Source organism: Methanobrevibacter sp. (assembly GCF_045539575.1).
Classification (GTDB): Archaea; Methanobacteriota; Methanobacteria; order Methanobacteriales; family Methanobacteriaceae; genus Methanocatella.
The window spans coordinates 1-15,505 of the sequence record NZ_JAZQFM010000032.1 but is presented as its reverse complement, the minus strand read 5'-3'; the positions used below and the strand labels follow the sequence as shown (position 1 = coordinate 15,505).

General features: G+C 35.7%; 15 protein-coding genes. 9 read left to right on the top strand and 6 right to left on the bottom strand.

Annotated features, from left to right (window positions below):
• The coding region (locus ACKI30_RS04490; RefSeq protein WP_407410256.1) for an MFS transporter at positions 1 to 507 on the bottom strand (507 nt) is incomplete at its 3' end.
• A 271-nt stretch (positions 508 to 778) separates the two neighbouring features.
• On the opposite strand from ACKI30_RS04490, the gene ACKI30_RS04485 reads away from it, so the two are divergent.
• Together ACKI30_RS04485 and pyk are read left to right on the top strand one after the other, a co-directional pair.
• The gene (locus ACKI30_RS04485; RefSeq protein WP_407410254.1) at positions 779 to 2,053 is read left to right on the top strand and encodes a TIGR02710 family CRISPR-associated CARF protein; all 1,275 of its coding nucleotides are present in this window, start codon (positions 779 to 781) and stop codon (positions 2,051 to 2,053) included.
• Positions 2,054 to 2,077: 24 nt separating this feature from the next.
• Positions 2,078 to 3,481, top strand: coding sequence for a pyruvate kinase (pyk, locus tag ACKI30_RS04480; protein ID WP_407410252.1), 1,404 nt, complete (start codon positions 2,078 to 2,080; stop codon positions 3,479 to 3,481).
• 100 nt (positions 3,482 to 3,581) lie between these two features.
• Here pyk and ACKI30_RS04475 read toward each other — a convergent pair whose 3' ends face one another.
• Both ACKI30_RS04475 and ACKI30_RS04470 read right to left on the bottom strand, forming a co-directional pair.
• Entirely contained in the window at positions 3,582 to 4,067 is a 486-nt protein-coding gene (locus ACKI30_RS04475; protein ID WP_407410250.1) for a hypothetical protein, read from the bottom strand.
• Positions 4,068 to 4,279: 212 nt separating this feature from the next.
• The gene (locus ACKI30_RS04470; protein ID WP_407410248.1) at positions 4,280 to 5,062 is read right to left on the bottom strand and encodes a hypothetical protein; all 783 of its coding nucleotides are present in this window, start codon (positions 5,060 to 5,062) and stop codon (positions 4,280 to 4,282) included.
• Between the two features lie 318 nt (positions 5,063 to 5,380).
• On the opposite strand from ACKI30_RS04470, the gene ACKI30_RS04465 reads away from it, so the two are divergent.
• The 4 genes from ACKI30_RS04465 (at position 5,381) to ACKI30_RS04450 (ending at position 9,462) form a co-directional block, all read left to right on the top strand.
• Positions 5,381 to 5,935, top strand: coding sequence for a flavodoxin family protein (locus ACKI30_RS04465; RefSeq protein WP_407410246.1), 555 nt, complete (start codon positions 5,381 to 5,383; stop codon positions 5,933 to 5,935).
• A gap of 349 nt (positions 5,936 to 6,284) precedes the next feature.
• Positions 6,285 to 6,713, top strand: a complete 429-nt coding sequence (locus ACKI30_RS04460; RefSeq protein WP_407410244.1) for a hypothetical protein — start codon at positions 6,285 to 6,287, stop codon at positions 6,711 to 6,713.
• A 221-nt stretch (positions 6,714 to 6,934) separates the two neighbouring features.
• Positions 6,935 to 7,534 (top strand): zinc-ribbon domain-containing protein, encoded by a 600-nt coding sequence (locus tag ACKI30_RS04455; RefSeq protein ID WP_407410242.1) that lies wholly within the window; start codon positions 6,935 to 6,937, stop codon positions 7,532 to 7,534.
• 104 nt (positions 7,535 to 7,638) lie between these two features.
• Positions 7,639 to 9,462, top strand: a complete 1,824-nt coding sequence (locus ACKI30_RS04450; RefSeq protein ID WP_407410240.1) for a subtype A tannase — start codon at positions 7,639 to 7,641, stop codon at positions 9,460 to 9,462.
• A gap of 299 nt (positions 9,463 to 9,761) precedes the next feature.
• Here the strand turns inward: ACKI30_RS04450 and ACKI30_RS04445 are convergent, their stop codons facing one another.
• From ACKI30_RS04445 to ACKI30_RS04435, 3 genes are all read right to left on the bottom strand, one after another.
• The gene (locus tag ACKI30_RS04445; RefSeq protein WP_407410238.1) at positions 9,762 to 10,022 is read right to left on the bottom strand and encodes a hypothetical protein; all 261 of its coding nucleotides are present in this window, start codon (positions 10,020 to 10,022) and stop codon (positions 9,762 to 9,764) included.
• 178 nt (positions 10,023 to 10,200) lie between these two features.
• The gene (locus ACKI30_RS04440; RefSeq protein ID WP_407410236.1) at positions 10,201 to 11,301 is read right to left on the bottom strand and encodes a chitobiase/beta-hexosaminidase C-terminal domain-containing protein; all 1,101 of its coding nucleotides are present in this window, start codon (positions 11,299 to 11,301) and stop codon (positions 10,201 to 10,203) included.
• A gap of 270 nt (positions 11,302 to 11,571) precedes the next feature.
• Positions 11,572 to 12,048 (bottom strand): hypothetical protein, encoded by a 477-nt coding sequence (locus tag ACKI30_RS04435; protein ID WP_407410234.1) that lies wholly within the window; start codon positions 12,046 to 12,048, stop codon positions 11,572 to 11,574.
• Between the two features lie 419 nt (positions 12,049 to 12,467).
• Between ACKI30_RS04435 and ACKI30_RS04430 the strand changes: the two genes are divergently transcribed.
• The 3 genes from ACKI30_RS04430 (at position 12,468) to ACKI30_RS04420 (ending at position 15,230) form a co-directional block, all read left to right on the top strand.
• Positions 12,468 to 12,650 (top strand): hypothetical protein, encoded by a 183-nt coding sequence (locus ACKI30_RS04430; RefSeq protein WP_407410232.1) that lies wholly within the window; start codon positions 12,468 to 12,470, stop codon positions 12,648 to 12,650.
• Positions 12,651 to 13,085: 435 nt separating this feature from the next.
• Positions 13,086 to 14,168, top strand: coding sequence for a tyrosine-type recombinase/integrase (locus tag ACKI30_RS04425; RefSeq protein WP_407410257.1), 1,083 nt, complete (start codon positions 13,086 to 13,088; stop codon positions 14,166 to 14,168).
• Positions 14,169 to 14,243: 75 nt separating this feature from the next.
• On the top strand, positions 14,244 to 15,230 hold the full coding sequence (locus ACKI30_RS04420; RefSeq protein WP_407410230.1) for a hypothetical protein: 987 nt from the start codon (positions 14,244 to 14,246) through the stop codon (positions 15,228 to 15,230).
• The last annotated feature ends 275 nt before the right edge of the window (positions 15,231 to 15,505 follow it).

The window sequence follows — 15,505 nt, the reverse complement described above, 5'->3', positions numbered from 1 at the left end:
AAAGCACCAGTGCCATCCGAACGGAATCAGTGCGGCTCCAACCAATGGACCGCCGATTGCTGAAATTCCAAAAACGCTTCCGAGTATTCCAAGTGCCTTTCCCCGCTCTTCAAGGGGAAACTCATCGCCTATGAATGCCCCTCCGACAGGAAATATTCCTCCGCAACCGAATCCCTGAATGATTCTTCCTAAAAATATGGTTTCTATATTAGGTGAAAATGCAATAAGACATGACCCGATTCCGAATAGGAAAACATCCATGATGAAAATCTTTTTTCTTCCGTAAAAGTCTGAAAATTTAGCCATGACCGGTGAGCCTATCATGAAAAATATCACGAAGAGAGTGAATATCCAGCTTGACTCACGGCTTGTAAGGTTAAAGCTCTGCTCGATTGACGGCAGCACTGGCCCTATTATTCCCGTATCAAGGGACCCCATGAATACTCCGATTAAAAATAGTATCAGTATCAGGTTACGTGTTTTTGTATCTAGTGTCTTTTGCTGCATGGTATCCCGTTAAATCATATTTTGGAAAATTTTTCATTTAATAATTAAATGTCATGTTTTATATTTCAATTGCAGGGCATATATAGATTAATGTCAAATATTGATTACTTTTATGGGAAAAAATGGAATTTGCGTTATGATTTGACTGAAACATGAAACTTAGTTATTTCAGAGGTATGGTTATTTAAAATATTCACTTTGAACTATTCATCAGACAATTTTTTTAATGATTAATTAAAAATATTTATTCAGATACAGGTTTTGTGATATTATGAAAAGAAAAGAAGTTGTGCTGTTTATGATTGTGGGAACCGGAATCAATTGCAGTGATGAAGACGGAGCAAGACTGGTTGCTCAGAAATTGTACTCTACAATAACTAAAATGTATCCGAGCAAGGTTGTATTTTTTGCGTCTGAACAGTCCAAAAATACCATTCCCTATATTGAGGAACTCTTCGCACAGGACAATGACGAATTCATATTGGATGATGATTACCAGATTGTTCTCATTGAATCCATTGATAATTTCAATGCATGTTTTGAAGTGTTTGAATCTAAAATCTGGGAGTTTGACGAGGACATAATGAATGACTATCAGATTATCATGGATTACACTTCAGGAACAAAAACAATGTCAGCTGCAATGGCCTGCTGCGGAATGTTTTACAGAAAGGACCTGATTTCAGTAGGAGGAGATAGGTCCCATGGTGAAGTTTCAAGCGGGACTGAAATAATCAATTATCAGAACCTCTATCAGATTTATGACAGGATTTCCATTGCGAGAGCCAGGAGATACTTCAACTCCAACAGGTTCATGCAGTGCATTGACATTCTGGAGAGAATCGTGGATGTGAGATTTGATAAGGAATCCTCTATAAACATTTGCAAATCCTATTACAGCTGGGATATCATGGATTTTGAAAATGCATATGAATATCTCAAAAAAGTTGATTTAAGTAATTTTGATTTAATAGAAATCATGGAGAAATTGAAAAAGAACTTAAAGGCCCTGGGAATGATGGTCAATTCAAGATCACCAAATCTTAAAAACTGCTATATTCTTGCAAGCCTGATTAACAATTCCATAAGAAAGGCTGAGGAGTATAAGTATGACGATGCAATTGCAAGGTTATACAGGTCATTTGAACTGATTGCCCAAATACAGCTCTCAAAATATAACATCAAAAGTTCGGACGTTGACATTTCAGTACTTATGGAAAAAAACGTATCCGAGGAATTCATTGAATACCTTAAAAAAACAGAAGAGGACGGCAAGATAAGAATAGGTCTGGTGGCGGATTTCCTGCTTCTTAATGAACTGGGCGACAAGCTTGGAAAATATTTTGTTCAAAACGAGTCCAAAATTAAGAATATGACACAAAAGAGAAACAATTCCATTCTCGCACACGGACTTGAATCACAGACAGAAGAGGATTTCAATCAGTTTCTGGAAGTGGTAAGCGAGCTGGCACATAAGCTGGATAAGGACATGTCCAGATTCTTGAATGAAACCACATTTGCCAAGTTTGATTTGAGATTTGAATGAAAAAGTTGATATTGGTGAGGAAAAATGAAAAAAACAAAAGTTATCTGCAGCATAGGTCCTGCATCAGATTCAGTTGAGGTCATGGGCGAAATGGTTAACATGGGCATGGACTGCGCACGAATTAACCTCAGCCATGCCACACCGGAGGGAATTCTTAAAACAATCGATGTCATAAGGCAGGTGCGAAAAGACTACAACAGGCCTTTGGCAATCATGTATGACACAAAGGGGCCTGAATTTAGAACATTGACATTTAAGGACGGCGGCGTAACACTTAAAAAGGACGATACAATCAGAATGAGCGCCAGCTGCATCATTGGAAATGAGGAGGAATTCGGAGTTAACCACAGCAATGCAATTAGCTTTATAGAGGTTGGCGACAAGGTGCTTATAGACAATGCCCTTTTTGAACTGGAAGTTATCGAAAAGAAAGAGGATTATGTGGTGCTTAAGGCTTTGGGAAACGGTAAAATTCAGGATCATAAAACCATCAATGTCCCTGGTGTCGATTTGAATTTGGAATTCATGAGTGAAGTGGATAAAACAGATATAGCCTTTGCGGCAAAACATGCCTGCGATTATCTGGCCTTATCCTTTGTAAATACAAAAGAAGATGTAATGGCTGCCCGCAAAATCATTGAGGAGGCCGGAGGCGATGCCCTTGTCATCTCAAAGATTGAAAGCCGCAAGGGAATTGAAAACATTGATGAGATAATTGACGAGTCAGACGGAATTATGGTTGCAAGGGGTGATTTGGGAGTTGAAGTTCCTCTCGAAGAGCTGCCTGTTCTTCAGAAAAGCATCATCAGAAAATGCCGTGAAAAGGGCAAGTTCGCAATTGTAGCAACTGAAATGCTTGCCTCCATGTATGAAAGCCCAAGACCAACAAGGGCTGAGGTTTCGGATGTGGCCAATGCAATAATGGACGGAACCGATTGCGTTATGCTTTCAGGGGAAACCACTGTTGGAAAGCATCCAATCGAGTCAGTGGAGATAATGAGCCGAATATGCAGATATGTTGAATCTACTATTGACTATACCAAGCATGTCTCCTACAAGGGCACAATTGGCACCAGCGATACTATTGCCAAACTGGTGGTTGATGCCGTTGAGTTTTCAGACATTAAATTAATAGTAACAACCACCTTGACCGGACTGACAGCCCGCAGAATCAGTAATTTCCGCCCAAACTCCATTATCATGGCATGCTGTCCGTCAAATCATATTGCCGAGAAGGTTATTTTAAACTTTGGCGTGAAGCCTGTCGTCACTGACATATATGAAAGCACCGACGAACTGGTTGAGAATTCAAGAAAAATAGCTGAAAGGGAATTCAATTTAAATAAAGGGGACCTGATTGTTGTCACAGGAGGATTCCCATTAGGCGAATCCAAAAAAACCAACTATCTGATAGTTGTTGAAATCTGATCAGTTCTGCATCACATTGAGGATATGCAGAAAAAAAGAATTTTAAAAAAAGAAAATGAGGTAGGAGTTCAGGACTCCTATCTGGGTTGTGTTTTCATGTTTAGAATGCTACTGGGGAAACGTTGTTGTTTTTGTTGAAGTCACTTAACATGGATGCTAATTTTGCTGTGTCCATGCTGCTGGTGTCTTTTGCCCAGAAGGTTACGATGTATTGTTCGTTTCCTTGACTTACTACTTCAGAGACTCCGTGTGTTGCGTGGTCGTAGTCTTTGAAGCTTGCAGTGTTGTCGGCATTTTTGGTTAATGCCATGTCATCGTCACCGTAAGTGTATTCTCTTCCGTCATGGTGAATGACATGATCGAGGATGTTGTCGTTTTCCATGTCATCGTAAACGTCGTCATTTACGTTTTTGTAGATGCAGACTCCTGCGTCCTGATTTCCGTTCGCATAAACTGAATAATACTCTCCATTGTATAAACTTCCAAATGAATTGTCTACCTTAAAGTCGTTGACGCTTGCAGCACAAACGCTTCCGACCAGAAGGGAAGATACTAATACTAAAAATAATACTCCTTTTAAGTTCATTTTAAATCACCTTCGTTGTTTAATCATATGGAAAAGAGAGTATATAAATGTTTTCGACTGCAAGTGCTTACTTACATCTTAAAAACTTAAAAAAAGAAATAATTTATATTATTTAAAGATTCTAAGAGATTAATTTAATCAATTCTCTGAAATATGGCTTGGAACTCTTAATTAAAAATAAAAAAAGAAAATAAGAAAAAATAATTTTCTTATTATACTGTCACATATGTGATTTTAACTTTTACAAGGCTGTATCTATTTGTGTAGCCTTCATCAGGATATTGCCATTTTCCATCATCAAAATCAGTGCTGTCTGTCTTTTTAGTAATTTTTCCGGTTTTTTTATTTTTTAGGAAAAATACTGCCTTGGCGATTTTGGTCTTTTTAGCAGCTCCCTTAAAAGCAACTTTAACCTCTTTTTCGTTATCGTCCTTTACTGTATAAACCTTTATAGTGTCTTTGTTTTTCAATTTTTTACTGGTGTTGGGCTTTAGAGTGACTGTATGTTTTTTCCCGACAAATATGTGGGTCTTTATTGAGACTTTATATTTATTGTCTGCGGAAGTGATTACAACCTTATGATCACCCAATCCTAATTTTTTAGTGTTGAATAAAGCAATTCCATTTTTTCCTGTCTTGATGGTATATGTTTTACTTTTAGTTTTTGTGAAAATTTTGATTTTAAGTTTGAGGTCTTTTATAGCTTTGTTGCTTTTGTCATTTTTTACTTTAACTTTAACATGATTGTTTTTCTTATAGTCAACAACCACATTGTCAACGTCTGTGTCTGTAACTATCTTTTTTGTTGGTTTTGGACTTACAGATGTAGCTTGATCATTCTCAATAGGTTGCTTAACCTCATCAGTAGGTGTGGCTATTTCTTGAGTTGCATTGCTATTGTCAATTTCAGTAATGTTTTCCGCTGAAACTGAACCGATGCATAATATCAAACTCAGAAAAACAAAAAACAAAATTGCAATATTTTTGAAATTCATTGAATTACCTCCTATAAAAATTAATTTAGTATACAAAGTATATAAATATTTAGTCAATATATGAATAATGATTATAATTTTAAATATTTAAATAGATGATATTGTTTAATTTTATAATATATTTTCATACAATTTTTTTTTCAAATTTTGATTATTTGTTTAATGTTATATGTTAGCCACTTCCTTGTAGTACTGCATGAAATTCAGCTGACATGGCAGGATAGTTATTTAGGCAAGGCTCTAATTTTGTTATAACCATCAACAAATATTAATATTTAAAGATTTAATATATAGTAGTATAATTTTGGAGATATTATTATGAAAGTTTTAGGAATTAATACAAGTCCAAGAGAATCAAGTAACGTGAGAATTGCACTGGAAGCTGCTTTGGATGCCGCTTCTGAAAAAGGCGCTGAAACCGAAATTGTTGACGTTAACAAATTAACAATCACACCATGTCAGGGTGACAACTACTGTAAGGAACATGATTCTGAATGCGCCTTAAATGATGATATGCAGGACATCTATCAAAAAATCGAAGAAGCTGACGGAATCATCCTGGCAAGCCCGGTATACTTCTGTGACGTGAACGCACAGGCAAAACTCACAATCGACAGGTTATACTCCTATTTCATGAACCCTAAATACAGCGAATTGTTCTCAAACAAAAAAGTTTCAATAATCGCAACCCACGGAGCAGCTCCTTTCGAAGCATTTGAAAGTTCTTTAAAAACCCAGATGGCTGCTTTTGAAGTTTTAGGATTCAAAACAGGTGACATTATCAATTTGGATGACAATAATGTTCCTGGAGCTATTAACGATAAGGAAGATCAATTGCAAAAAGCAAGAGATCTCGGTGAAAACTTAATTTAAGTTTTCATTTTTTTTCTTTGATTCTCAATTGTCAATTGAGTATATTTAATATTATTATTACTATTTTTTCAAGCACTCCATATCATACTTGAGTGAATCGACATTCTGTTTTTCAGGAAAAATTGCTTTTCAAAAATTCTGTTTACAGCTTCGATACTAGTTATATTTTTTTAAATTTATTTATTTTTTTAAAAAAGCAATTAAATTTATTGTTTTTACTTTTTAAGATGTAAGTGAGCACTTGCATTCGAAAAACTTTATATATGGCCTTATTCATATAATTACATGTGCAAAGAGAGATTAAATCAAAAAACAAATCTGCACTAAAACTTTATCTCAGGTGATACAAATGAAACACAAAAACGCAATATTAGCAATACTCGCAATCTTATGCCTAGTAGTTTCCGCATGTGCAGTAAGTGCAGCTGATGACGGAAATGCAACATTAACTGACGACATGTACGATGGATACGTAAGAGAATCACCGGACATGCCTGATCTCCACAAACTAATGGAAGACAATGCAACCGGCAACTCCACAGATGATGGGGACCTTGACAGTGAAGCTATACACGATTCAATGGTTCTTCCGCCTGACTATGCTCACAGTGAAATGGATCAAATGAATGCAACCAATGCAACCGGACATGCTGCCGGTGAACCTGGCCATGCAAATGCAAATCCTGCTCACAAAATGCCTGCTACCGGTAACCCAATCTTACTATTGCTCGCAGTTGGATCTGTTCTCGGTGGAGCATGCGCAATTAGAAAAAAATAAACTTAAACGTATCTTTTTATTCATTCGATTAAAGCATGGGATTTTTCTCATGCTTTAACACCATCCTATTTTTACTTATTCACTGTAATGTGAGATATTTAATGCAATCTGTATTTTTTTAAAAATTGGCCAAACTGTAGAAACCGAAAAAAATTCACAACATATATATAACTTTTTAGACTGAAATCTTTTTAAGGAGACTTTTCGGGGGAATGCATGATATGGGCAATTTTTGTATTTACTGCGGAGCCAAACTGGAAAAAGATTATAAATTTTGCATTAATTGCGGAGCTAAAGTGGATGATTCTGACCAAAAGCAGAACAACACCTCTTTTAAATCATCACCTGGTGAGTATGAAAAGGATAAGGCCAGAGAGGAACTTAAAAGGGTGGCCGGTGGAAAAATATTATTAAATGCATTTTTTATTGTGAATTTAGACAGCAAAGGTTTGGATTATGCTGTCGGACTGTCCATCAGACAGCAGATTGAAAATGAAATAAGCTCAGGACAGGTTAAAAGTGGAGATGTTGAAGCCAGGATAGACCAGTTGATGCAGGAATACAAAACTGAAAAGGAAAAGGGAACTGCTGAGGAAAATGCCCGAAAAGCCAAAGAAAAAGAAAAGAGAAGTAAAAAGATAGAAACTCCCAGGCCGGCTCATGGAGGCTATTGCAGCTTTAACTGCGCACATTACCGCGAAGAATATCTTGACAGTGGTGGAGGGATTGTCGGTGATATGGATTTTGATGGATATGTTGAGTATTACTGCAGTCTGGGCCATCAGATAGCTGACGGAAAGTACTGCAAGGATTATGAATAGCCTTGATATGTCCTGCTGATTTTTTCATAAGTTCACCTGCATACCGATTTCACTAAAAGTTATATTGTATTTCGACATAATATTTATTACAGAACGGTGAAAATATGAAAAATATATACAAAATACTCATTGTTGTAATTGTTTTGTTAATAGCTGTTGCAGGGGCGTTCACCCTTTTTGGAAAAACCGCTCCAACAGGTGACGGACCCTCATATAATGCGTCCGCATTGAGCCAAAAGCTATCCATAAACATGAACAACTGGAGCTACGATGAAGACAACGACATTTACTATCAGATAGGACTCGTATACTGTATGAATCCTGAAGATACAAAATACCAGTCATGCGGAATATATGTGCCCGGAAAATACTTTGAAGCAAGCAAAAACTCAAACGGAACATATTCATGTAAAATTAAGGACGGTGAAAAGGTTGGAAACTACACAGCATCATCAGCGCCGATAGTGATGCCTGTAAATACGCCGGGATACTCATCCTGCACCGCACCTGCCAGCTATAATGCCGGAGAGGTCAAGGACTATACCGATGCTGGTTTCATTTACCTGAATGCAGGATGCCGAGGAAGGGACAATGCAGAAGCTCCAGATGGAGTCACAGATTTGAAATCAGCGGTAACATACTACAGATTCAACGGTGATGTACTTCCTGGAGATTCAGAAAAAATATTCACATTCGGCCACAGTGGAGGAGGAGCACAGTCTGCAATAATGGGAGCAAGCGGAAACAGCAAACTCTACAACCCATATCTTGAAGACATCCAGGCAGCAATGGTGGATAAGAACGGAAACTCATTGTCCAATGCAATTGCAGGAGCAATGTGCTGGTGCCCAATTACAAATCTGGACACTGCCGATGAGGCATATGAATGGAACATGGGCCAATATGCAAGAAACGCTTCCTCATTTTCAGGCGAATTCAGCAGCGACCTGGCAGAGGAATATGCCGCATACATTAATGACTTGGGACTTAAAGACCCTAACGGAAACACACTCACACTTGAAAAAAGCGATTCAGGAGTCTATGCATCAGGATCATACTATGATTACATGTTAAGCGTCACAGAAGAGTCACTGAACAACTTCCTAAATGACACCACATTCCCTTACACTCCAAGTGCCGGCGGAATGGGCGGAATGCCTTCAGGCGGAGCACCTTCAGGTGATGCGCCAAGCGATTCAGGAAGCATGCCGTCAGGTGATGCACCGAGTGATGCGGGAAGCGCCCCATCAGGTGATGTGGGTGGCCAAATGGAGTCCTCTGAGACTTCAGACAACACAACCTATGCCACTGCTAAGGATTACATTGCATCACTCAACGGAAATGACACATGGATTGAATATGATGAAAAAACAAACACTGCCAAAATAACCAGTCTTGAAGCGTTTGTAAAACACTGCAAAAAGCCGTCAAAATCAGTGCCTGCCTTCGATGATTTGAACAGGTCACAGGCTGAAAACGGACTTTTCGGACTTGATGCAAACGGTTCAGCTCACTTTGATAAAATAGCCAGTGAACTTCTTGAAAACAACAGCGAGAAATACTCCAAATTCAGCGATTATTCCCAAGATTATGCTAATGAATATAAAAGCGATTTGGAAAAGACAGATGCATTAAACAATACGATGCAGACCCGTGTTGACATGTACAATCCGATGTATTATTTATGCGATTATTACGACGGTGCGGGAAGTTCCGATGTGGCCCAATACTGGAGAATCAATACAGGTATTGAACAGGGGGACACATCCCAGTGTGTTGATGTGAATCTGTATTTAGGTGTTTTAGGTAAAGTGGGCTCTGACAATGTTGAGTTTTCAACCGTATGGGGTCAGGGACACACTCAGGCTGAAAGAACCGGTGACAGCACCAGCAACTTCATAAACTGGGTTAACAAATGTTTAAATTAAGAAATCAAATTGATTTCTTAAATTTCTTTTTTTAATTTATCCGGAAATTCTTATATCGGTATCGGATAAAACTTCAATAACATTTTCATTGCATATTTTTCATCAAAAGTTTTTAGAGTATTCAGGCATTTTAAATGGATTATGGGACTGGCGAAGTGGTTATGGTGTATAATCATTAGAATGGTAAATTTTAAGTTTTAGTTATTTAATTTCTGCATTTTTTAATAACAATAAAATGATGAAATTGAACTTTCCCTATGTGCAGCGATGGGGAAGCTCAATTTTAAATTATAGTGAGTTCAGTTACTCCACTTACGTTGAAGCTCGCTATCATTGAACACTACTTTTTCAGCACAGGTGTCATACTGGGAAACTTCAGATACTCCTGATTCGAAGAATTGTAAACACATGTCTTTACTTGGAACATAGTTCTGACAATTCAAATGAACATTTTCTTTACAGTTATCACACCCATTTTCCGGAGCTTCTTTATTCTTGCAGTACAATTTGTCATCTTCTGTGAAACGGTATTCACAGTCTTTAAACACAATATTAGCCATTGTAATCACCAAATTAAATTCAAATATACGTTTAAAACTCTACGTATTTTTATTATTAAAACATTTATTTTTCTTCCTTTAAAAATTTTTATGGAGAATTGATTGTTCTATAAATATTCCTAAAATTAATATAAAAATATTCTTCTACAGTTAAAAAAATAATTAAAAAAATTAAAGCTTAAAAGGATAAATTGACTTTATCCAAAGCTTTAACATATTTGTCCGCATAATTCTGTTTGACCTTTTGTGAATAGGAAAGCTCTGTTTCATAGATATAGGAAACCAGACCCTTGTTGGCAATAGGCACTGTAATATAGGCCGGACTTGAACCTAACTGAGGATCAAACCTTTTGATATGAGGTGCCAGTTTAAGCAGTCTTTTTAAATAAAGGGAAGATTTCTTATGAAGATTTTTACTTACTTTGGCGCTTTTTATGTTCTTGTTAGAAATCATGTGAATGAAACGTGGATATTTGTATCCGCTAAGCTTATAGTTTGTTTCATGGATATCTGTTGTTATTTGAGGTTTTTCCCTAGCTATGTCCTTTATTATGTATTTGTTTCCCAGTATCTGGCCGTTCATTCTGCTTTTTGAATAGCTGTTCTTGTCCTTGGTGACATGAATGTAATAGAGCACATATTTTCTTTTTAACTTGTTTGTTTGCTTGACCAGGCTTTTGTGTATTGCCTTGTGCATTCCGCTTTCCTGAACATGAACTCCAACAATCAATGCAATGCTTTTTGTTGAAGACAGATTGCCGTAGTAGAGCTTTTCAACGTAACCCTTAGAAGTTTTTCCCAAAATTCTTTTATATGTGTGAACTATTGATTTTTTTCCTTCCTTTGAAACGGCATAAAACCTCAAAACCTTATTTGACGGCAATGTTATAGGTTTGGTATATTTTTTGCTGTGAACAGTTGGCTTTTTACCGTTGGTGGTATAATAGATTGTTCCTTTCTTGTCTGATTTGAGTTTTATGACCAGTTTCTTGTCGGATTTGACAGTCATCTTATTAATCCATACTTTTGGGGCTTTTTTAACGACTGCTTTGGATTTCTCAGCTGTATTCTGATTGACGACAGAAGCATTACCAGTTGAATCATTAACACTTTGATTGCTTTCTCCCTCAACAGGAAGAGAAGGCTGCAGGCTGGATTCATTTGCAATGCTGTTATTTGAATTGTCTGTTATATTGCTATTTTCAGCACTTACTGATGCAATTAAGCAAAATAAAGACAAAATTATTAAAATCAATATGAAATATCTTTTTTTAAACAAAATTTAACCCCTCCAATATTATTGTTTTATCCTAAATGCAAAATGCCACGACCATATAGGCTGTGGAGAATTGCAGTGTTATTAATAACTATTTAAATAATTATTTTTAAGTCTTTATGTTTTGAATGCATTTAAAAGATAGGTTTCAAAAATAATAAAATAAGTTCATATGGAATAGATATTCTAATTTTTAAACAAAAAAAAGTAAAAAGGGAGGATAAAAGCAGGAGGGGATCTTTCCTGCTTTTATATTAGGTCAATAATATAAGTTTATTTTCTTCTTAATACGGCGCCTGCGCCTAATACTGCGGTTACTCCGAGTAAGAGTAAGATTGGATTACCGGTTGCTAACATGTTGTGAGCGGAAGTTGCGTTAGCTGTTTGGTTTTGTACAGCCTGTGCGGTTGCGTTTCCGGTTGTGTTTGCGGTTAAATTGTTAGTTGCATTTCCGCTTGCGTTGATTGGTTCTCCTGCTGCTTCGTCGTGTGCGTAGTCAGGATCTATTTCCGGTGCACCTGGGTGTCCGTCTTCCATATTTCCGTTGTACTGGCCTCCAGCCCATCCGCCATCATATGCATCATCAATGTCATCGAAGTCAGGGTGGTCGCCAACGCCGACCATGTCGTCTACAGCGCTAAGGTAAGTTCCGTCTATGTCAGCATTTGCATCTGCTGCGCATACGGCACCTGCGGATGCAATTACACAAAATATTGCAAGTAATGTTAATAGTTTTTTTGTTATGTTCATATTAATCACCTGTGAGTTTGAATTAAGTAAATGCAAGTTAATTGTTTTGGAGGAAAAATAACTTGCTTCACACAATTAATTATATAATCAAGCCCATATATAAAGTTTTTCGAATGTAAGTGCTCACTTGCATCGTAAAAAGAGAAAAAAAGTAATATTAAGAAGTTATAATTAAAATAATGAGTATAAAACATCTATTTGAAAATGATGCGCATTATGGATAATTAATGTTTTAAAAACCCTTAAAATTAGAATAAGTATTGTCTAAATAGTTTAGAAGAAAAACTCCTAAACCATCACCGTTTTAGACAATTAATAACTTACAGTTTAATGGAGGGTTTCACCCTCTCGAATATGTGGTATATTCGTGTTAATTCTTATATTTTTCAAGACATATAAATCTTTTCTAATTTTGTATTTTGAAAGTAAGGAAGAATTATGGAACTTCCGAGGGTGAACTCTTATACGTCAAGAACCTTACTTTCGAATTCAACAGTCTGTTTTCAAAGGATTACATTGATAAATCTATAATGCAGACTATAAGTGTTAACACACTTAACAGTAATGCAATATACTTTACCATCTGCAGCCCTCCATTATGATGATAAAATTTTTTAAAATTTTAATTCATCCTGTAAGTTATTTTTTAAAAGTTAAAAGATTTCTATTACTATTAACTATTTAGTATTACTAATATTTAAATTAGTATTACTATTGATTTTTCTTAAAATTCCTATTCTGATCATTTTCAAGATACAATTTTTCAGAAATTTTTTTATTACTTTCATGTACTTTTTTTATTACAAATCAAAAATTTTAAGAAATTACCATTTTGAAACCGCTTAATGTATATGTATTACTTCACTTCCAACATTTCCAAATGAAACTCCAAATTGACCAAATTTTATATATAAAGAGAACGTATATTTTATGTAATAATATACAGTTAAAAAGAAAAGATACGAAGTCTTTATATACTCAAAAAATCAATAGTATAACAAGGGTTAGGTATAAAATTTTAGGAGATGGAAAAGCTTATGATCGAAGTTGATGAGCTAACAGACTACCTAGATGAATACTTAGAAGAAAAGCAAGAGGTAAAAAACTTAACTGAAGAAACCATCAAGAAACAGACATTTAACATATCCAAATTTATAGAATATCTTGAATCCGAAGGCGTTGAAGAGTTAAATGACAGCAATGTCAAAAAACAGCTCAGGCATTATCGTAGGTACTGCCTAAAGCAGCGCGGAAACAAGAGGACCACTGTTAAAACATATATGATGAACATTTTGGAATTCATCAATTCAGAGGATGTTCAGGAAGAAATTCAGCATGATCCTATCAAAATGAAGGATATCATTGAAGTTAAGGCTGAAGATCCTGAAACTGCCAAAAAAAGAATCGAAAAGATATCTCTGACATGGCAGCAAAGCGATTTCTTTTTAGATACAATACATCAGAGCGGTAATGCAAGAGATTATGCGATTTGCAGGACATTCATTGATTCTGGAATGAGGCTGAAGGAACTGGTGCTGCTCAACAAATCAGATATCCAGGTTCCTCTTGATGAGAATGGATTTTTTACACTTCCTAGCGACACAAGTGAGTTCATTGATGTAAACCTAAGAGCAGAGACCACAAAAGGGGAATTGAAAGACAGAACTACTTTTATCACTTTCGACACCCTGGTCAGCCTGAATGATATGATGATGGATCGTATCACAAAACTTAGAAAAAACACTCATGATGTCTACAGACCGGTGATTCAAAGAAATAAAGCTGCAGAAGAAGTCACACGTGAAGAGCTATTCACCAACATTAAAGGAAACAGAATAGGAAAACGTGGAGTTCAGGATATCGTTAAGAAATATGCTCGCGAATGCGACAGGAGAATAGCCAGTGAAGGAATCGAATGTCCGGTTAATTATGGAAAAAATGTCAGTGTTCACATTCTAAGACACACTGCATTGTCCCATTATGCCGAAATACTCACTGTAGCTGAAGTACAGTCCATTGCAGGACATTCTAATTCTCAGACTACCGATAAATATATCCATATTGACCGTGAGCAAATGAAACAAAAGTTAAAGTTGAATTCAAGAAGATTTAACAACTAAACAGTATAAAAATCGAACTAATTTAAATAATATGTAAATCAATATAATACTGTAAAAGTTAATTTATGGGTTTATATGAATTTAAATAAGAAGATTTTTATATTAATTATTTTTTTAGGTGTCATTTCAATATTTGGAGCCTATTTCACATTCAATCATGAGAATGCGGTCGTAAATAATCCAAATACAAATGAAACTGATATGATTGGCTGCTGTTCTATTGTCATGCAATTGGATGGAAATGATACATTAATGTCTTACAGGCGTGATTCCGATTTGGATGCCGATATTCACATTGAAAACGTTAATTGGCACGGATACAATGCAATCAAACAGTATAAGACAGACAATAACTATTTTTGTCATGTTATAGTAACCAGTGACGGTTGGGTTATTGGACTTGGCGGAACAGATGACGGTATTGATAATCAAATAGCGGAAAATATCACTGCCAACATGATTAATGACAACAATACTATCTCAAAATCCGATTTGGAAAAGATTCAAAAGATTAAGGAACCCTATGGTAAAGGCCATGTAGTCATTAAAGCACCTAACGGCAATTACGGTTTTGCGACTGTAGATAAATTAAAAACAGGAAAACTTGTTCCTGGACAGTTTATTTCCATTCCCAATGATTATCAGTATTCCAGAGGGGACAATATCACTATTGATGGTGCTGATAAAATCAAATCAATGAACAATCTGTCAAGATCTGATTTGTATGGGCTTGACAGGCGTGAAATAATCACATATAATGTTCAAATTGGTGAAAACAACAATACAACTGATATCTATGTTGCAAACGAGGATGGAGGCCTTGTTGGCGTGAACAATTCCATTTATATTGATGACATTTATGTAAATGACACTGTTATTCATGGAGAGGACATTCCATTAGCTCCTGATTATATAAAAATTGGTTCTGTGACTTTCTCAGAGGATAATGATTCATTTGGTAAACTCTTTACATTAATCATATGGGTAATCTTTGTTGTATTTGTAGGCGTACTGTCTTTTGCAGTCTACAAATTTGTGAAATTTATTAAATATAAATTTTAGAGCTAAAATTTATTAAATTTCCTTAAATTTTATAAAAAACAGCAAAATTTGAAGAAAATAGTAAATATCAATAGCTTGATATATATGCAGTTGTTGATTTATTATATTTTCTCAATATTACTTGAGCATTAGTGGTATTATATATACTTTACAATTTTCTGTATTTACAGAAATAAGGAAATATATACTATCTGTATATACAGAAATATAGATTTATATATTCATACTATTAGTAATATTATTATCCTTATAAGTAAATACCTATTAATAGTAAT